General features: G+C 61.0%; 15 protein-coding genes. 7 read left to right on the forward strand and 8 right to left on the reverse strand.

The features are described 5' to 3' along the window. Window positions 1-70 precede the first annotated feature (70 nt). The 5 genes from tgt to coaD form a co-directional block, all read right to left on the reverse strand. Complete coding sequence (gene tgt / locus AC0JZ4_RS14785) at window positions 71-1204, reverse strand: tRNA guanosine(34) transglycosylase Tgt (RefSeq protein WP_471887117.1); 1134 nt, start codon at window positions 1202-1204, stop codon at window positions 71-73. Beyond that, the gene (gene queA, locus AC0JZ4_RS14790; protein ID WP_471887118.1) at window positions 1205-2299 is read right to left on the reverse strand and encodes a tRNA preQ1(34) S-adenosylmethionine ribosyltransferase-isomerase QueA; all 1095 of its coding nucleotides are present in this window, start codon (window positions 2297-2299) and stop codon (window positions 1205-1207) included. It abuts the gene before it with no gap. A gap of 70 nt (window positions 2300-2369) precedes the next feature. Further along, the gene (locus AC0JZ4_RS14795; protein WP_471887119.1) at window positions 2370-2879 is read right to left on the reverse strand and encodes a peptidylprolyl isomerase; all 510 of its coding nucleotides are present in this window, start codon (window positions 2877-2879) and stop codon (window positions 2370-2372) included. 63 nt (window positions 2880-2942) lie between these two features. Next, window positions 2943-3509: a peptidylprolyl isomerase gene (locus AC0JZ4_RS14800; protein ID WP_471887120.1), complete on the reverse strand. Its 567-nt coding sequence runs from the start codon at window positions 3507-3509 to the stop codon at window positions 2943-2945. A gap of 45 nt (window positions 3510-3554) precedes the next feature. Next, the gene (coaD, locus tag AC0JZ4_RS14805; RefSeq protein ID WP_471887121.1) at window positions 3555-4049 is read right to left on the reverse strand and encodes a pantetheine-phosphate adenylyltransferase; all 495 of its coding nucleotides are present in this window, start codon (window positions 4047-4049) and stop codon (window positions 3555-3557) included. Window positions 4050-4439: 390 nt separating this feature from the next. On the opposite strand from coaD, the gene AC0JZ4_RS14810 reads away from it, so the two are divergent. Beyond that, window positions 4440-4619 carry a hypothetical protein gene (locus AC0JZ4_RS14810; RefSeq protein WP_471887122.1) on the forward strand — a complete coding sequence of 60 codons (180 nt, stop codon included), beginning with the start codon at window positions 4440-4442 and terminating at the stop codon, window positions 4617-4619. Window positions 4620-4922: 303 nt separating this feature from the next. On the opposite strand, the gene gyrA is transcribed toward AC0JZ4_RS14810, so the two are convergent. Next, a complete protein-coding gene (gyrA, locus tag AC0JZ4_RS14815; protein WP_471887123.1) occupies window positions 4923-7742 on the reverse strand; it encodes a DNA gyrase subunit A in 2820 nt (939 codons plus the stop codon). Window positions 7743-8096: 354 nt separating this feature from the next. Between gyrA and AC0JZ4_RS14820 the strand changes: the two genes are divergently transcribed. Next, window positions 8097-8726, forward strand: coding sequence for a MarC family protein (locus tag AC0JZ4_RS14820; protein ID WP_471887124.1), 630 nt, complete (start codon window positions 8097-8099; stop codon window positions 8724-8726). Window positions 8727-8777: 51 nt separating this feature from the next. After that, window positions 8778-9923, forward strand: a complete 1146-nt coding sequence (locus AC0JZ4_RS14825; protein ID WP_471887125.1) for an HPP family protein — start codon at window positions 8778-8780, stop codon at window positions 9921-9923. Between the two features lie 69 nt (window positions 9924-9992). On the opposite strand, the gene AC0JZ4_RS14830 is transcribed toward AC0JZ4_RS14825, so the two are convergent. Next, window positions 9993-10562 carry a single-stranded DNA-binding protein gene (locus AC0JZ4_RS14830; RefSeq protein ID WP_471887126.1) on the reverse strand — a complete coding sequence of 190 codons (570 nt, stop codon included), beginning with the start codon at window positions 10560-10562 and terminating at the stop codon, window positions 9993-9995. A 275-nt stretch (window positions 10563-10837) separates the two neighbouring features. Between AC0JZ4_RS14830 and uvrA the strand changes: the two genes are divergently transcribed. Together uvrA and AC0JZ4_RS14840 are read left to right on the forward strand one after the other, a co-directional pair. Next, the gene (uvrA, locus tag AC0JZ4_RS14835; protein ID WP_471887127.1) at window positions 10838-13759 is read left to right on the forward strand and encodes an excinuclease ABC subunit UvrA; all 2922 of its coding nucleotides are present in this window, start codon (window positions 10838-10840) and stop codon (window positions 13757-13759) included. Window positions 13760-13789: 30 nt separating this feature from the next. Continuing rightward, the gene (locus tag AC0JZ4_RS14840) at window positions 13790-14605 is read left to right on the forward strand and encodes a DUF72 domain-containing protein (protein ID WP_471887128.1); all 816 of its coding nucleotides are present in this window, start codon (window positions 13790-13792) and stop codon (window positions 14603-14605) included. 96 nt (window positions 14606-14701) lie between these two features. Here the strand turns inward: AC0JZ4_RS14840 and AC0JZ4_RS14845 are convergent, their stop codons facing one another. Then, on the reverse strand, window positions 14702-16207 hold the full coding sequence (locus AC0JZ4_RS14845) for an NAD(P)H-hydrate dehydratase (RefSeq protein ID WP_471887129.1): 1506 nt from the start codon (window positions 16205-16207) through the stop codon (window positions 14702-14704). A 347-nt stretch (window positions 16208-16554) separates the two neighbouring features. Here AC0JZ4_RS14845 and AC0JZ4_RS14850 point away from each other — a divergent pair, with 347 nt between their 5' ends. Then, window positions 16555-16893: a P-II family nitrogen regulator gene (locus tag AC0JZ4_RS14850; RefSeq protein ID WP_007753933.1), complete on the forward strand. Its 339-nt coding sequence runs from the start codon at window positions 16555-16557 to the stop codon at window positions 16891-16893. Window positions 16894-16942: 49 nt separating this feature from the next. Next, window positions 16943-18352, forward strand: coding sequence for a type I glutamate--ammonia ligase (gene glnA / locus AC0JZ4_RS14855; protein ID WP_471887130.1), 1410 nt, complete (start codon window positions 16943-16945; stop codon window positions 18350-18352). The last annotated feature ends 55 nt before the right edge of the window (window positions 18353-18407 follow it).

Genomic DNA, 18407 nt, shown 5'->3' on the forward strand with positions numbered 1-18407 from the left:
AGGGGCCCCCTCGTCGGCCTGCCGGTACCGTCTCCCCGTTCCACGGGGAGAAGGAAGACCGCGGCAAGCCTTATACCGGGTCGATATCGCCCTTTGCCCAGGCTTCCTGCGTCTCTGCATAGAAATCGGCGAACCGGCCTTCCTCGATCGACTGGCGGATGCCCTTCATCAGGTCCTGATAGTAGTTGAGGTTGTTCCACGACAGAAGCATGCCGCCGAGCGCCTCGTCGGAACGGACGAGATGGTGAAGATAGGCGCGGGAATAATCGCGGGCTGCCGGGCAATTCGATTCCTCGTCGAGCGGACGCAGGTCCTCGGCATGGCGGGCGTTGCGAATGTTGACGCGGCCGCGCCGGGTAAACGCCAACCCATGCCGGCCAGAGCGGGTCGGCATCACGCAGTCGAACATGTCGATACCGCGGGCTACCGATTTCAGAAGGTCGTCCGGCGTGCCGACACCCATCAGGTAGCGTGGCTTTTCGCTGGGAAGAACCGGCACCGTCGTTTCCAGCATCGCCAGCATCACGTCCTGCGGCTCGCCGACGGCCAGACCGCCGACCGCATAGCCCTTGAGATCGAGCTGCTTGAGGCCCTCGGCCGAGCGGATGCGCAGTGCCGGGATATCGCCCCCCTGAACGATGCCGAACATCGCCTTGCCCGGCTGCTCACCGAAGGCGACGCGGCAACGCTCCGCCCAGCGCAGCGACATTTCCATGGCGCGCTCGATTTCCCGCGGTTCGGCCGGCAGGGCGACGCACTCGTCGAGCTGCATCTGGATATCGGAGCCGAGCAGTCCCTGGATCTCGATCGAACGCTCCGGCGACATGTGGTGCAGCGAACCGTCGACATGGCTCTTGAAGGTGACGCCCTGTTCGTCGAGTTTCCTGAGGCCCGACAGTGACATTACCTGGAACCCGCCCGAATCGGTGAGGATCGGACCGTTCCAGCGGATCAGATTGTGCAGGCCGCCAAGGCGGGCGACGCGCTCTGCGCCGGGACGCAGCATCAGGTGGTAGGTGTTGCCGAGAATGATATCGGCGCCTGTATCCTTCACCTGGTCGAGATACATGGCCTTGACCGTGCCGACGGTACCGACCGGCATGAAGGCCGGGGTGCGAATTGTGCCGCGCGGCATGGAGACCTCGCCCAGGCGCGCGCCGGCATCGGTCTTCTTCAGGGTGAACTGGAAGGTCTCGGTCGTCATCTAGTCTTTCCGGAAAAGCAGGCTGGAATCGCCATAGGAATAGAAGCGATAGCCCGTCTGAATGGCGTGGGAATAGGCGTCTTGCATCACCTCCAGGCCGCAAAAGGCCGAGACGAGCATGAACAGGGTGGTTTTAGGCAGGTGAAAATTGGTCATCAGCATGTCCACCGCCTTGAAGCGGTAGCCGGGCGTGATGAAAATGCCGGTCGGGCCGCTCCAAGGCGCGATCGTGCCGTCATCTTCAGCGGCGCTCTCGATCAGCCGCAGCGACGTGGTGCCGACGCAGACGATGCGCCCGCCCCTCGCCTTCACGGCGTTTAGCTTTTCGGCTGTCCCGGCGCTCACATAGCCGATTTCCTGGTGCATTTTGTGATCGACCGTGTCGTCCACCTTCATCGGCAGAAAGGTGCCGGCACCAACATGCAGCGTGACGAAGTGTCGTTCTACACCGGCCGCATCGAGCTTTGAGAACAGGTCCGGGGTAAAATGCAGCCCGGCGGTCGGGGCGGCGACGGCACCGTCTTCACGGGCATAGATGGTCTGATAATCCTGCCGGTCCTTGTCGTCCTCGGCGCGCTTGGCGGCAATGTAGGGCGGAAGCGGGATATGGCCGACCGACATAATCGCCTCGTCCAGCGCCGGGCCGGATAGATCGAAGCGCAGCGTTACTTCGCCGCCCTCGCCCTTTTCCTCGACCGTCGCCATCAGCGAGCCGGCCATGCATGTCTCCGCCGAGTGACCGAATTCGATGCGGTCGCCGATCTTGATGCGCTTGCCCGGCTTGGCGAATGCCTTCCAGACGTCAGGCTCGGTGCGCATGTGCAGCGTTGCCGAGACCTGTTGTCCCTGTGACCCCTCGCCGGCCCCGTCACGATGACGGATGCCTTCGAGTTGCGCGGGGATGACCTTGGTGTCGTTGAAGACGAGCGCATCGCCGGCTTTAAGGAAATCGGCAAGTTCGAAGACGCGATGATCGGCCAGAACAGTGGCCGCATCCGGCTTGACGACCAGCAAACGCGCGCTGTCACGCGGGTTTGCTGGTCGCAAGGCGATGTTGTCTTCCGGCAGATCGAAATCGAATAGGTCTACGCGCATGGTTCTCTCAAACAGGCAGGCCCGCCCCGCCCTTTTAAAGGTCGGAGCGGGCCAGGAGCGACAGCTCTGATCAGACGTCGGCAGCGACGCGGACGGAAACGATCGAATCGGGGTCCTGAACCGGCTCGCCCTTCTTGACTTGGTCGATCACGTCCATGCCCTCGATGACCTGACCCCAGACGGAGTACTGCTTGTTCAGCCAGGGTGCGTCGGTGAAGCAGATGAAGAACTGCGAGTTGGCCGAGTTCGGGCTCTGCGAGCGGGCCATGGAGCAGGTGCCGCGAACGTGCGGAACTGCCGAGAATTCAGCCTGCAGGTCCGGCTTGTCGGAGCCGCCCATGCCGGCGCGCGACGGGTTGAAGCTCTCGCCGCCCTTCTTGCCGAACTTGACGTCACCGGTCTGAGCCATGAAGTCGGGGATGACGCGGTGGAAGACGACGCCGTCATAAGCCTGTTCGCGGGCCAGTTCCTTGATGCGGGCAACGTGGCCCGGCGCCAGGTCCGGCAGAAGCGAGATCACGACCTTGCCCTTGGTGGTTTCCATGATGAGGGTGTTTTCGGGATCCTTGATGTCCGCCATGTGCGTCTCCTTTATGCGCCCTTTCGGGCTTTTCTCTTGTTGGAAGATAAGGCGCTTGCGCCGTTATTTCTTTTCGACAGTGACCTTGATCATCTTGTCGGGATTGCTGACTTCGCCATTGCCGCCTTCGCCGCGCTTGATCTTGTCGACGAATTCCATGCCGGACTGGACCTGGCCGACGACCGTGTACTGGCCGTTGAGGAAGGCACCTTCGTCGAACATGATGAAGAACTGTGAATTGGCCGAGTTCGGGCTCTGCGAGCGTGCCATGCCGACGGTGCCGCGCTTGAACGGTACCTTGGAGAATTCGGCCGGGATATCCGGCAGGTCGGAACCGCCCATGCCGGCATTGCGTGGATTGAAGCTTGCGCCGCCTTCCTTGCCGAACTGCACGTCGCCAGTCTGGGCCATGAAGCCTTCGATGACCCGGTGGAAGACGACGTTGTCATAGGCGCCCTTACCCGCCAGCGCCTCGATCTGTGCGACGTGCTTCGGCGCGACCTCAGGAGCGAGCTTGATGACGACCGGGCCGTCCTTCAGCTGAATGGTCATCAGGTCGTCTGCATTGGCCGTACCGAGCGTCGAGGCAAACGCGACGAGACCGGCAAAACCGAGGTGAAGCAATTTCATTTTAGTCTCCGTTTTTCGAAGAAATCGGCTGGGTTTTCGAAGAGATCAGCTGGCGAATCTGGTTTTCAGGGCAGCAAGAACGGGTGCCGGCACGAATGCGCTGACATCGCCGCCCATGGATGCGATCTGGCGAACCAATGTGGCGGTAATGGGCCGCGAGGCGGTTGCTGCCGGCAGGAATACCGTTTGCACGTCCGGCGCCATCTGCCGGTTCATGCCGGCCATCTGCATTTCATAGTCGAGATCCGAACCATCGCGCAGGCCGCGGATCAGGAGTTTCGCGCCATTGGCGCGGGCCGCATCCACCACCAGTCGGTCGAAGGACACGACCTCGATATTCTTCGCCTTTGCCGGCAACGCCTGTTCCAGCGATGCGCGGATCAGATAGGCCCGTTCATCAAATGAAAATATCGGCGCCTTGCCCGGATGAACCCCGATCGCCACGATTACCCTGTCGGCCACGTCGAGCGCCTGAACGAGCACGTCGAGATGTCCGTTGGTCATCGGATCGAAGGAACCGGGATAAAAAGCAGTCGTCATACGTTAGCCGGCCGGTTGAAATTCTTGCGCCTTTTGTCACGTCGGGCCGCCATCTGCAAGGGTTTGCGGCCTGAATGGAAGATGAACGCCGCATTCAAGGTCGTTTCAGCCGCGGTTTGATTAATTGCGAGCGTCGAAGGGGCCAAGGTCCCGCTCATGGAGAAATGAAATGCTGGTTTTGCTGGTGGTGGCTGCCGTTCTTGCATCGTTGATGCTCGAAGCCCTGCTCGTCGCCACAGACCGGATCGATCCCTAAAGGGTCGAGAAACCTGAACGCCAGATGAACAGACCCTTCAGGGACGCTTCAGAGCCGTTCAGTTAAATTTCTCTCAACATACGGTGAACCTGTGGCGTCATAAGGCGCTCGGGCCAACAAAAAGGAAAGCGAACATGTTCTCCAAGAAGAACCCGGCAATGCTCGACAAGGTTACGATGATCAATCTCGTCTGGACGTCGATGATCGCTGTGATGCTGACGGCAACCGTCACGCTTTACCAGGATCGCGCCAACACCAATGAAGCCGGCTTCCAGCAGGTTACCGGTCGCTACAGCGACGTTTCCTACTACTAAGGCTTGAGAAAAGGCGCCCGAAGGGTCCCTTGCGTCGCCTGCCCTCACCGCTCTCCCAAGGTGGATCGAGTGTGGCTTGAGTGGCATGGGATGAGTTCGGGGCTGGTTTGGCGGCATCTTTTGCCGACGCTTTCCAGGCAAAGAGATCGCCAAGTGGCCTTCAGAGCGACAGGTGTCAGAAATTTCAAAAGCCGGAGAACTAAAGTTTTCCGGCTTTTTTCGTGCCCTGAAACCGAATGGGTCTAAGCGAAAAAGAAAACGGCGCCAGAGGCGCCGTTTTCGTTCTTGTTTATTTTTTACAGCTTATTCCGCTTCGGGAGCGTCCGGTGTCTGGTCGAGATCACCGGCCTCGACGGCCGCATCCTCGCCCTCGACACCGTTTTCCTCGTCGCCTTCCGGCTCGCTGATACGCTCGACGGATACGACCTTTTCACCCTTGGCGGTGGAGAAGATCGTCACGCCCTTGGTTGCGCGGCTGGCGATGCGGATGCCGCCGACCGGTACGCGGATCAACACGCCACCATCCGAAACGAGCATGATCTGGTCGGCTTCGTCGATCGGGAAGGCGGCAACCTGCTCGCCGATTTCCGCCGTCTTCGACGTGTCGGTGGCGCGGATACCCTTGCCACCACGACCGGACGTGCGGAAATCGTAGGATGACGAGCGCTTGCCAAAGCCCTTTTCCGACACGGTCAGAACGAACTGCTCGCGCGACTTGAGGTATTCGTAGCGGTCGTCGGAAAGCTGTCCCTCTTCGGTGACTTCTTCGCCGACCAGTGCGATATCCTCTTCATCGACGCCCGCAGCGCGACGCTCGGTGGCCGAGCGCTTCAGGTAAGCGGCGCGTTCCCACGGCTCGGCATCGACATGGTTGACGATCGTCATCGAGATGATGCGGTCGCCATCGGCCAGGTTGATGCCGCGCACGCCGATCGAGTTGCGGCCAGCAAACACGCGAACCTCGTCGACCGGGAAGCGGATCGCCTGGCCGAGTGCCGTCGTCAGAAGCACGTCGTCGCCCGGAATGCCGAGATCGTGGTTCGGCGCCGTGCAGGTTTCGACGGAGAGGATTTCGTCGCCCTCTTCCTCGAGCTTCATGGCGATCTTGCCGTTGCGGTTGACCTGAACGAAGTCCGACAGCTTGTTGCGACGAACCGTGCCGCGGGTCGTGGCGAACATGACGTCGAGGTTTTCCCAGGAGGCTTCATCCTCGGGCAGCGGCATGATCGTGGTGATGCGCTCGCCGGCTTCCAGCGGCAGCATGTTGATCAGCGCCTTGCCGCGAGACTGCGGCGTACCGATCGGCAGGCGCCAGACCTTTTCCTTGTAGACGATGCCACGCGAGGAGAAGAACAGCACCGGCGTGTGGGTATTGACCACGAACAGGCGGGAGACGAAATCCTCGTCACGCGTCGCCATGCCCGAACGGCCCTTGCCGCCGCGACGCTGCGCCCGGTAGGTATTGAGCGGAACGCGCTTGATGTAGCCGAGATGCGAAACGGTGACGACCATGTCTTCACGGGCGATGAGGTCTTCATCGTCCATGTCGAGGCCGGCATCCATGATCTGGGTGCGGCGCGGCGTGCCGAATTCGTCGCGAACGGCGGCAAGCTCTTCCTTGACCAGCGTCTGGATGCGGACACGCGACGACAGGATGTCGAGGTAATCCGAAATCTCGGCGCCGATCTTGTTCAGTTCGTCGGCGATTTCATCGCGGCCGAGAGCCGTCAGGCGGGCGAGACGCAGTTCGAGGATGGCGCGGGCCTGTTCCTCGGAGAGGTTGTAGGTCGCGTCGTCGTTGATCCTGTGGCGCGGGTCGTCGATCAGGCGGATCAGGCCTTCGACGTCATGCGCCGGCCAGCGGCGGGTCATAAGCTGTTCGCGGGCGGTCGCCGGATCGGGCGCACGACGGATAAGCTGGATGACCTCGTCGATGTTGGCGACGGCAATCGCGAGACCGACCAACACGTGGGCGCGCTCGCGCGCCTTGCGCAGCAGGTATTTCGTGCGGCGGCTGACGACGTCTTCGCGGAACGAGCAGAAGGCGCGCAGCATGTCGAGCAGCGTCAGCTGTTCCGGCTTGCCGCCATTGAGCGCCACCATGTTGCAGCCGAAGGAGGTCTGCAGCGGCGTGTAGCGGTAAAGCTGGTTGAGGATGACATCGGCATTGGCATCGCGCTTCAGCTCGATGACGACGCGGTAGCCCTGACGGTCGCTCTCGTCGCGCAGGTCGGAAATGCCCTCGATGCGCTTTTCCTTGACCAGTTCGGCCATCTTTTCGATCATCGTCGCCTTGTTCACCTGATAGGGAACTTCGGTGATGATGATCTGCTCGCGGTCACCACGCATCGGTTCAACGGTGGCGACGCCACGCATCATCACCGAACCGCGACCGGTCTCGTAGGCCGAACGGATGCCGTGCTTGCCAAGGATCATGGCGCCGGTCGGAAAATCCGGGCCGGGTATGATCTCCATCATCTCCGGCAGGTCGATCGCCGGATTTTCGATCACCGCGATACAGCCGTTGATCACTTCGATGAGGTTGTGTGGCGGAATGTTGGTGGCCATGCCGACGGCGATGCCGCCCGCACCATTGACCAGCAGGTTCGGGAACTTTGCCGGAACGACGACGGGTTCCGACATCGTGCCGTCGTAGTTGTCACGGAAGTCGACGGTTTCTTTGTCGAGGTCGTCGAGAAGCGAATGTGCAACCTTCTCGAGACGGCACTCGGTATAGCGCTGTGCTGCCGGCGGATCCCCGTCGATCGAGCCGAAGTTACCCTGACCGTCGATCAGCGGCATGCGCAGCGACCAGTCCTGTGCCATGCGGGCCAGCGCGTCATAGATCGCCGAGTCGCCGTGCGGATGGTATTTACCCATCACGTCACCGGTAACGCGGGCGCTCTTGACGTATTTCTTGTTCCAGTCGAGGCCCAGCTCGTTCATCCCGTAAAGAATGCGGCGATGAACCGGCTTCAGTCCGTCACGGACATCAGGAAGAGCGCGGCTGACGATGACGCTCATGGCGTAATCGAGATAGGACCGCTGCATCTCCTCCATAATGGAAATGGGTTCGATGCCTGGTGGCAGCTTTCCGCCGCCGGGTGTGCTTTGCTCAGTCAAAACGGATCACGATCTCTATTCGGAATCAGGTGTGTTTTTATATCGGAAAGCGATCGGGAGCGCCAATTTCCCAGCCTTTTCCGCTCGAGTTTTGAACAGGTTTTGCGACGGAAGGAAGGCGATCGCACCCGCCTGGAGCGACAGATGACGCTCCGATGTCACTTGGGCATAGGATATGCCGTCTGCCCGCGCAACCCCCGCCTTTTCGCCCTGCCCCGCGGCGCCCCTTGCAGCCATGGCCGGGACCTTCTACACGGGCGTGCAATCATGGCGATACGAACTGCCTCCAAGACACGCTGAAGACAACCTCCAGACACGACATCCCGACACGGCAGACGACAAGAAGGACAGGATATGGCCACCGCTGACGCACTTATCAACGCGATGACCACCATGCTGGTAACGCTCGACCCGCCTGGGCTTGCGCCGGTCTTTCTCGGCCTCACAGTCGGCATGACTGCGGCCCAGCGCCGCCAGGTGGCGCTGCGTGGCTCGATCATCGCCTTCGGCATTCTGACCGTTTTCGCCCTGTTCGGCGCCGGCGTGCTCGGGCTGCTCGGCATTTCCATGGGCGCTTTCCGTATCGCCGGTGGCCTGTTGCTGTTCTGGATCGCTTTCGAAATGGTGTTCGAGCGGCGTCAGGAGCGCAAGGAAAAGACCTCTCAGGCCGCAATCACCATTGATCACCTGCGTGATCTCGCCGTCTTCCCGCTCGCCATTCCGCTGATCGCCGGTCCCGGCGCCATCTCGGCAACCGTGCTTCTCGCCGGCAGCTTCACTTCGGCGCTGGATCGCGTGTTGCTGATCGCAATCCTCGCCCTGATGATGGTGATCCTCTACGTGACGCTGCTGCTTGCCGAAAAGCTCGACCGATTCCTCGGTGTCACTGGTAGGGCTATCCTGACGCGGCTGCTCGGCGTATTGCTTGCCGCGCTTTCCGTCCAGTTCGTCGTCGATGGGGTCCGGGCGGCCTTCGGCTTCTAGGGGCAAAACCGGCGAGTTCGTTGGAGCCAGTGTTTCGGGAGGGAAACCAGAGTGCAATCGTTCATGCGGCGGATCATGCCGGATATGCGTTCAGTCAGCGCACGCGAAAAATTGCGCGCCGCTTTGGGTGCATGCCTCGGCATCCTCGTTACCGGCGTCATCGGACGTGCTGTCATCGGGTTCGATCCGGCCCTGCCGGCGCTTGTTGCGCCGATGGGTGCTTCTGCCGTTCTCCTCTTCGCCGTGCCCGCCAGCCCATTGGCACAGCCGTGGTCCATTCTCGGTGGAAATGGCGTGGCGGCGCTTGTCGGGGTCAGTGCCGCACTTCTCGTGCCCGACCCGTTCGTCGCCGCCGCTATTGCAATCGGCATCGCCATTGCAGCCATGATGGCCATGCGCTGCCTGCACCCGCCAAGCGGCGCGATCGCGCTGACGGCGGTTCTGGGCGGGCCGGCCATCGAAAAGCTCGGCTATGGCTTCGTGCTCTGGCCGGTGCTCGGCAATTCGCTGGCGCTGCTTCTGCTGGCGGTCGTCTTCAACAATCTGACCGGCCGCCTCTATCCGCACCGTGCCCAGCCTGTATCCGTCCACGGGACCACCGATCCCGCGCCGTTGCAGCGCATCGGCTTCCGCCCCGACGATCTGGATCAGGTGCTGAAAGAATATGACCAGGTTCTCGATATCGATCGCGACGATCTCGAACACATCCTGCGCCTCACCGAACTCCGCTCTTATAGAAATCGCGCAAACGGTCTGACCTGCGGCGACATCATGAGCCGCGATGTGGTGGCGGTTTCTCCGGATGCGTCTCTTGTTCGCGCCTACGACATCATGCGCAGCCGCCACCTGAAAGCGCTTCCGGTGACCAACGATGTTGCCGAAGTCATCGGCATCGTCACGCAATCGGATCTTCTCGAAAAATCGGACTGGACAGATGGGCGGCCGGTGATCGGCCTCCGTCATCGCCTGCGCCGCGTCGTACAGGGAGCAACGGCACCCAATGCCGTCGTCAGGGACATCATGACGGTGCCGGTGACGACAATCGATCCCGCAGCCACATTGGCCGATGCCATACTGTTGTTTGCCGGAGAGGGGCTGCACTATCTCCCTGTCATTTCGGAAAACGGCAAGATGGTCGGCCTGCTTGCGCAGTCCGACGTTCTGGTCGCCACGCTAGAAGCCACGACCAAGGCGTAGAGCCCGGTCAAATCGCGGACATGAAAAAGGCGCCTCTCGGGCGCCTTTCGTCAAGTGGAACGGTCTCGATCAGAACGGGATGTCGTCGTCGAGGTCGCGGGAGAAATTGCCGCCGGAAGTCTGTCCGCCGCGACCAGCCTGCCCGCCGCTCGGATTGCCGCCCTGCCCACCGGAGCGCGGACGGTCGTAATCGTTGCCGCCGCCATAGCCGCCGCCAAAATCGTCGCCACCGCCGCCGCCGAAGTCACTCGAACCACCGCGGCCGCCACGATCGCCGCCGCCTTCGCCGCGACCATCCAGCATGGTCAGCGTCGAATTGAAGCCTTGCAGCACGATTTCCGTCGAGTAGCGATCATTGCCGGTCTGGTCCTGCCACTTGCGGGTCTGCAGCGCGCCTTCGATATAGAGCTTGGCGCCCTTCTTCACATACTGTTCGACGACCTTGCAGAGACCTTCGTTGAAGACGACCACCGTGTGCCATTCCGTCTTTTCGCGGCGCTCGCCGGAATTGCGATCCCGCCAGGTTTCCGACGTGGCGATCCGCAGGTTGGCGATCGGGCGGCCATCCTGGGTCCGACGGATTTCGGGATCTGCTCCCACGTTGCCGATCAGGATGACCTTGTTGACGCTTCCTGCCATAATCTTCTCACCTTACTCTGCCGCCACCGCGGCCAAAAAACCGATGCGCGCACCATAGACCATAGGTCGGCGGGGACGCGACCTCCCGTTTTCCCGCATCCACAGTTTCTGGCGCCTGAATTTTGTTCTTTATTTGTTCTAATTTATTCCTATACTCCTGTCAACGGATCAGGAACCTCGTTCTATCGTGGCAGTTTCGCCTCGACAGGCGCGGATCAATGACTACATAAGGGCCTTCAAATCCTCCCCATATGGGCCTCCCAAAAGGCATGACGATGAGCGAACTCAAGACCATTTCCATACGTGGTGCGCGCGAGCACAACCTGAAGGGCATCGATCTCGACCTGCCCCGCAATTCGCTGATCGTGATGACCGGCCTGTCCGGCTCGGGCAAGTCGTCGCTCGCCTTCGACACGATTTATGCGGAAGGCCAGCGCCGTTATGTGGAAAGCCTGTCGGCCTATGCCCGTCAGTTCCTCGAAATGATGCAGAAGCCGGATGTCGACCAGATCGAGGGCCTGTCGCCGGCAATCTCGATCGAGCAGAAGACGACCTCGCGCAACCCGCGCTCGACGGTCGGCACGGTCACCGAGATCTACGACTACATGCGCCTTCTCTTCGCGCGCGTCGGCGTCCCCTATTCGCCGGCGACCGGCCTGCCGATCGAAAGCCAGACCGTCAGCCAGATGGTCGACCGGGTGCTTGCCTTCGAGGAAGGCACGCGTCTCTATATCCTTGCGCCGCTGATCCGCGGCCGCAAGGGCGAGTATAAAAAGGAACTCGCCGACCTGATGAAGAAGGGCTTTCAGCGCGTCAAGGTCGACGGCCAATTCTACGAGATCGCCGATGTCCCGGCGCTCGACAAGAAATACAAGCACGACATCGATGTCGTGGTCGACCGTCTCGTCGTGCGTTCCGATATCGGCGCGCGCCTGGCGGACAGCCTCGAAACCTCGTTGAAACTGGCCGACGGTCTCGCCGTCGCCGAATTCGCCGACAAGCCGCTGCCGCCCACCGAGACGGCCGCCGGTGGCGCAGCCAACAAGTCGCTCAACGAGACCCACGAGCGCGTGCTCTTCTCCGAGAAATTTGCCTGCCCGGTTTCCGGTTTTACCATCTCCGAAATTGAGCCACGGCTGTTTTCCTTCAACAATCCGTTCGGCGCCTGCCCGACCTGCGATGGCCTCGGTTCGCAGCAGAAGGTCGACGAGAACCTGATCGTGCCGGAACCCGCCCGCACCCTGCGCGACGGCGCGATCGCCCCGTGGGCGAAATCCTCGTCGCCCTATTACAACCAGACGCTCGAAGGCCTTGGAAAAGTGTTCGGCTTCAAGCTGTCCGATCGCTGGGACGCGCTTCCGAGGAGCGCACAGACCGCGATCCTTCAGGGCACGCAGGAAAAGATCGAGTTCCATTACGCCGACGGTGCCCGCTCCTACAAGACGACGAAGGATTTCGAGGGCATCGTGCCGAACCTCGAACGCCGCTGGAAGGAAACCGACAGCGCCTGGGCGCGCGAGGAAATCGAGCGCTACATGTCGGCCGCCCCCTGCCCGGCCTGCGCCGGTTACCGCCTCAAGCCGGAAGCCTTGGCGGTGAAGATCAACAAGCTGCATATCGGCGAGACGACGGAAATGTCGATCAAGGTGGCGCGCGACTGGTTCTCGGCCCTTCCCGAGCACCTCAATTCCAAGCAGAACGAGATTGCCGTCCGTATCCTCAAGGAAATTCGCGAACGCCTGCAGTTCCTCAATGATGTCGGCCTCGATTACCTCAGCCTGTCGCGCAATTCCGGCACGCTGTCGGGTGGTGAAAGCCAGCGTATCCGGCTTGCTTCGCAGATCGGATCGGGCCTGACCGGCGTTCTTTACGTGCTCGACGAACCGTCCATCGGCCTGCACCAGCGCGACAATGCCCGCCTGCTGGAAACGCTGAAACACCTGCGCGACATCGGCAATACCGTGATCGTCGTCGAACATGACGAGGACGCCATTCTGACCGCCGACTACGTGGTCGATATTGGCCCCGCGGCAGGCATCCATGGCGGCACCGTTGTCGCCGAGGGAACGCCGAACCAGGTCATGGCGAACCCCAAGTCACTGACCGGTAAATACCTGTCCGGCGAACTCGGCGTGGCCGTGCCGGCCGAACGTCGCAAGCCGAAAAAGGGCAAGGAACTCAAGGTTTTTGGCGCCCGCGGCAACAACCTCAAGAACGTCACGGCAGCGGTGCCGCTCGGCGTGTTCACCGCGGTGACCGGCGTGTCGGGCGGCGGCAAGTCCACCTTTCTCATCGAGACGCTCTACAAATCCGCCGCCCGTCGCGTGATGGGTGCGCGCGAGATCCCGGCCGAGCACGACCGCATCGACGGTTTCGAGCATATCGACAAGGTCATAGACATCGACCAGTCGCCGATCGGCCGTACCCCGCGTTCCAACCCGGCGACTTATACAGGCGCGTTCACGCCGATCCGCGACTGGTTCGCCGGCCTGCCGGACGCGAAGGCGCGCGGTTATGCACCGGGACGCTTCTCCTTTAACGTCAAGGGCGGCCGTTGCGAGGCCTGCCAGGGCGATGGCGTCATCAAGATCGAGATGCACTTCCTGCCGGATGTCTATGTCACCTGCGACGTTTGCCACGGCAAGCGCTACAATCGCGAGACGCTGGACGTGCATTTCAAGGGCAAGTCGATCGCCGACGTGCTCGACATGACCGTCGAGGAAGGTGTCGAGTTCTTCTCCGCGGTTCCGGCCGTGCGCGACAAGCTGCAGGCGCTGTTCGATGTCGGCCTCGGCTATATCAAGGTCGGCCAGCAGGCCAACACCCTGTCCGGCGGCGAGGCGCAACGCGTAAAGCTCGCCAAGGAACTGTCGAAGCGTTCGACCGGTCGCACGCTCTACATCCTCGACGAACCGACCACCGGTCTTCATTTCCACGACGTGGCGAAACTTCTGGAAATGCTGCACGAACTGGTCAACCAGGGCAATTCGGTCGTCGTCATCGAGCATAACCTCGAAGTCATCAAGACGGCAGACTGGGTGATCGACATCGGCCCCGAAGGCGGTACCGGCGGCGGCGAGATCGTGGCATCCGGCACGCCGGAGGCGATCGTCAAGGAAGCGCGTTCCTATACCGGCCAGTTCCTCAAGGAACTGCTCGAGCGACGCCCGGCAAAGAAGGTTCAGGCGGCGGAGTGATCCGCTGCTGCCAGATCGTGGGAGGATGATGTGACTATGGCAGGAACGATACGAACCGGCATAGGAGGCTGGACCTTCGATCCGTGGGAAGGCACGTTTTATCCGGAGAAGCTGGCGAAGAAGCGCCAGCTGGAATATGCGGCCGGCAAGCTTTCCGTCATCGAGGTCAACGGCACCTATTACGGCTCGCAGAAGCCTGAGACGTTTGCCAAATGGGCATCCGAGGTTCCCGATGGCTTCATCTTCTCGCTGAAGGCCAGCCGCTTCACCACCAACCGCAAGGTTCTGGCCGAGGCGGAGGAATCGATTGGAAAATTTCTCAACCAGGGAATTGCCGAACTCGGCGACCATCTCGGGCCGCTTCTGTGGCAGTTCGCGCCGACCAAGAAATTCGAACCCGACGATTTCGAGGCATTTCTGAAGCTCCTTCCGGAGACGCTGCAAGGACTGCCGCTGCGCCATGTGGTGGAGGTGCGGCATGACAGTTTCAAGGTCCCGGAATTTGTCGCCCTCCTGGAGACATACAAGGTCGCGCCCGTCTGCGCCGAGCATTTCGACTATCCGATGATTGCCGACGTGACGGCCGATTTCGTTTATGCCCGCCTGCAAAAGGGGTCGGACGAGATCGCCACATGCTATCCCGACGCGGATATGCAAGCCTGGGCCGGACGGCTGGAGACCTGGTCGCAAGGTGGCGTTCCAACCGACCTGCCGCTTGTCGACGGCAACCGGAAAGTCGCGCAAACGCCACGCGATGTGTTTGCCTTCTTCATTCACGAGGGCAAGGTCAACGCCCCACAGGGCGCGATGGCATTGCAGGCGCTTGTCGACAAAGGCCGGGCCTAGGGAATTACGGCAGAGCCGCGCGTCGGTTTCTCGCTCGCAACTGCGTTGCAACAACAACCTGGTGCGGATCTGCGTTTAAGGGGCCTTAAATACGCTCTACGGGGCAATCCGTAACAGCGCATTGCCGGCGTGCCAGGCAAGATCCTCTGCCGTCATGGCGGGACCGGCGATATTCGCAGCTTCGCCATGCATGTAGACACCCGCTGCCGCGGCCTCGAAAATCGGCATGCCCTGAGCCAGAAGGGCGCCGATCATGCCGGCCAGAACGTCGCCGGAGCCGGCCGTCGCAAGCCATGGCGGGCCGTTGCTGTTGATCGCGGCTCGACCATCCGGCGACGCAATCACCGTATCCGCGCCCTTGTAAACAATGACCGCATGCGCTCGCTTTGCCGCTTCGCGTGCCTTTTCGACCTTGCTCATCCGCTCGTCGGCGGCAAGGTCTGGAAACAGCCTGCCGAACTCCCCTTCATGCGGCGTCAGAACCAGCCGAGGCGCACCGCCGGCAAACATCTCAAAGAGCGCCGGCGGGTTATCCTTGAATGCGGTGATACCGTCGGCATCCAGAACGAGTGGATGGTCGCGCAGATGCGAGACGAAGTCTCGCGTTCTCTCGCCGAGGCCAAAGCCGGGGCCGAATACGAAGGCCGACAGCTTGGCCACTTCCAGCCAGGCGCGCAATTCGTCGCCCTGGTCCACCTGCCGCAGCATCACGGCCGTCAGCTGCGCGGCATTCTCTGCCATCGCATCTGCCGGCGATGCCACGGTGACAAGCCCCGCCCCGGCCTTCAGCCCGGCAGCCGCGGCAAGGCGCGCAGCGCCCGTTCTGCCAGCACCGCCGGAAAAGACGGCAAGATGGCCGCGTCGGTATTTATGCGAGGCAGCGCCGATCATCGGCAGCACACCAGACCAGAGCGCCGGCCCGTTCTCGACGATTTTCCCTGCGACCGAATCGATCACCCTGCGCGGTATGCCGATGTCGTGAACCTCTATGTCACCGCAAAGCGACCGTCCCGGCAAAAGCAGGTGGCCGGGCTTGCGGGCCATGAACGTCACCGTGCATGTCGCCGCAAATGCCGCTCCAAGCGCATGGCCGCTCAGTCCGCTGGCACCGGAGGGGAGATCCACGGCAAGTACCGGAACCTGCGATGCTGCGACCTGCGCGATCAGCTCGGCCACCACAGACGGAACGGGCCTTGATAGCCCGGAGCCGAAGATCGCATCGATCACCACGTCGCCGGTAGACGGCCGGTAATCCTGCAATGGAAAAGCATCCCCGCTCCAGAGCTGCGCCGCCCGCCTTGCGTCTCCCTTCAGGGCGGAAACATCACTCAGGGTATGGAGCCGTACCTGCGCACCGCTTTGGCGCAGCTTTTCCGCCGCGATGTATCCGTCCCCGCCATTGTTGCCTGGCCCGCAGAGAACCACAAATCGCTGTGCCTGCGGAAACCGCGCCAAGGCGGTCGCCGCAACCGCGTGGCCAGCCCGCAGCATGAGGTCGAAGCTCGGGATGCCCGATTGCGCTGCGATGGCGTCGGCACGCGACATTTCATCGGGCGTCAGCAGTGTTTGAGACGGAGATGAGGAAGCTGATGTGTAAATCATATTGCCCAGTTGAACTGAGCCTCTTGGCAAAGGCAATAGGCAAAGCTGACGCTCAAATGTGGGCAAATTCGATGCACTTGCTTAATTTTAACTCATTCACGCACGCCTGAAGACGAAAGACGATTTATATAAATTTGTCATCAATCAGGGAATTTAGCCCAATTTTGGTGTCTGCTTTCCGAAGGTAGCCTTGAAATGAAGCGCTGAGCCGCGAAAACGGGCAGGAACTGGTGCAAAAGGCGAATATCCCTTTGAAACTCTAACATTAGTTTGGCACGATATCTGCATTGGCATGCCCGAGCGGGTTACATACCCGTACACGGGGAGAAGCGGAGAGAAAGTTTCTCATGAAGAAGATCGAAGCGATCATTAAGCCTTTCAAGCTCGACGAAGTGAAGGAAGCCCTTCAGGAAGTCGGCCTGCAGGGTATTACGGTAACCGAAGCCAAAGGTTTCGGGCGCCAGAAGGGCCACACCGAGCTTTATCGTGGCGCGGAATACGTCGTCGACTTTCTGCCCAAGGTAAAGGTCGAAGTCGTGCTGGCAGACGAGAATGCCGATGCCGTCATCGAAGCGATCCGCAACGCGGCGCAGACTGGACGTATCGGCGACGGCAAGATATTCGTGTCTAACGTCGAGGAGGTCATCCGTATTCGCACAGGCGAGACGGGTGTAGACGCGATTTAAGCCGGCTCGGCGAACCGTTCACATCGTTACAGAAATTGAGGAACCCGTAATGACGAGCGCAAGCGAAATCATGAAACAGATCAAGGAAAACGACGTAAAGTTCGTTGACCTTCGCTTCACCGACCCGCGCGGTAAGCTGCAGCATGTGACGATGGATATTTCCGCCGTCGATGAGGACATGTTCGCCGATGGCGTGATGTTCGACGGTTCCTCGATTGCCGGCTGGAAGGCGATCAACGAGTCCGACATGGTGCTGATGCCGGACCCGGCGACCGTGCACATGGACCCGTTCTTCGCACAATCGACCATGGTCATCTTCTGCGACATTCTCGATCCCGTTTCCGGTGAAGCCTATAACCGCGATCCGCGCGGTACGGCCAAGAAGGCCGAAGCCTACCTCAAGGCGTCCGGCGTGGGCGATACGGTCTATGTCGGCCCCGAGCCGGAATTCTTCGTCTTCGACGACGTCAAGTACAAGGCCGACCCCTACAATACCGGTTTCAAGCTCGACAGTTCCGAACTGCCGTCCAACGACGATACCGACTATGAGACCGGCAACCTCGGTCACCGTCCGCGCATCAAAGGCGGCTATTTCCCGGTTCCTCCGGTCGACAGCCTGCAGGACATGCGCTCCGAAATGTTGACGGTGCTGACCGAAATGGGCGTCGTCGTCGAGAAGCATCACCATGAGGTCGCATCCGCTCAGCACGAGCTCGGCGTCAAGTTCGACACGCTGGTGCGCAACGCCGACAAGATGCAGATCTACAAATATGTCGTGCATCAGGTTGCCAATGCCTACGGCAAGACCGCGACCTTCATGCCGAAGCCGGTCTATGGCGACAACGGCTCGGGCATGCATGTGCACCAGTCGATCTGGAAGGATGGCAAGCCCACTTTCGCCGGCGACGAATATGCCGGCCTGTCGGAATCGTGCCTCTATTACATCGGCGGCATCATCAAGCATGCCAAGGCGATCAACGCCTTCACCAACCCGACGACGAACTCCTACAAGCGTCTCGTTCCGGGCTACGAAGCGCCGGTCCTGCTCGCCTATTCGGCCCGCAACCGCTCGGCGTCCTGCCGCATTCCCTTCGGCTCCAATCCGAAGGCAAAGCGTGTCGAAGTCCGCTTCCCCGACCCGGCGCAGAACCCCTATCTGGGCTTTGCCGCGATGCTGATGGCCGGTCTCGACGGCATCAAGAACAAGATCCATCCGGGCAAAGCCATGGACAAGGATCTCTACGACCTGCCGCCTAAGGAACTGAAAAAGATCCCGACCGTCTGCGGCTCACTGCGCGAAGCGCTGGAAAGCCTCGACAAGGACCGCAAGTTCCTCACCGCAGGCGGCGTGTTCGACGACGACCAGATCGATGCCTATATCGAGCTGAAAATGACCGAAGTGATGCGCTACGAAATGACGCCTCACCCGGTCGAGTTCGATATGTATTACTCGGCTTGATCGAGCCCAAAGATCTAATGTGTTGCGTTAGGTAACACCTGGAAACGGCGGGCCT

It is taken from the genome of [Rhizobium] kunmingense (assembly GCF_977018605.1).

Bases quoted from the DNA above. Each gene is read 5' to 3' on its own strand.
- tgt (WP_471887117.1), bottom strand. From the start codon at position 1,204: ATGACGACCGAGACCTTCCAGTTCACCCTGAAGAAGACCGATGCCGGC.
- queA (WP_471887118.1), bottom strand. From the start codon at position 2,299: ATGCGCGTAGACCTATTCGATTTCGATCTGCCGGAAGACAACATCGCC.
- AC0JZ4_RS14795 (WP_471887119.1), bottom strand. From the start codon at position 2,879: ATGGCGGACATCAAGGATCCCGAAAACACCCTCATCATGGAAACCACC.
- AC0JZ4_RS14800 (WP_471887120.1), bottom strand. From the start codon at position 3,509: ATGAAATTGCTTCACCTCGGTTTTGCCGGTCTCGTCGCGTTTGCCTCG.
- coaD (WP_471887121.1), bottom strand. From the start codon at position 4,049: ATGACGACTGCTTTTTATCCCGGTTCCTTCGATCCGATGACCAACGGA.
- AC0JZ4_RS14810 (WP_471887122.1), top strand. From the start codon at position 4,440: ATGTTCTCCAAGAAGAACCCGGCAATGCTCGACAAGGTTACGATGATC.
- AC0JZ4_RS14820 (WP_471887124.1), top strand. From the start codon at position 8,097: ATGGCCACCGCTGACGCACTTATCAACGCGATGACCACCATGCTGGTA.
- AC0JZ4_RS14830 (WP_471887126.1), bottom strand. From the start codon at position 10,562: ATGGCAGGAAGCGTCAACAAGGTCATCCTGATCGGCAACGTGGGAGCA.
- uvrA (WP_471887127.1), top strand. From the start codon at position 10,838: ATGAGCGAACTCAAGACCATTTCCATACGTGGTGCGCGCGAGCACAAC.
- AC0JZ4_RS14845 (WP_471887129.1), bottom strand. From the start codon at position 16,207: ATGATTTACACATCAGCTTCCTCATCTCCGTCTCAAACACTGCTGACG.
- AC0JZ4_RS14850 (WP_007753933.1), top strand. From the start codon at position 16,555: ATGAAGAAGATCGAAGCGATCATTAAGCCTTTCAAGCTCGACGAAGTG.
- glnA (WP_471887130.1), top strand. From the start codon at position 16,943: ATGACGAGCGCAAGCGAAATCATGAAACAGATCAAGGAAAACGACGTA.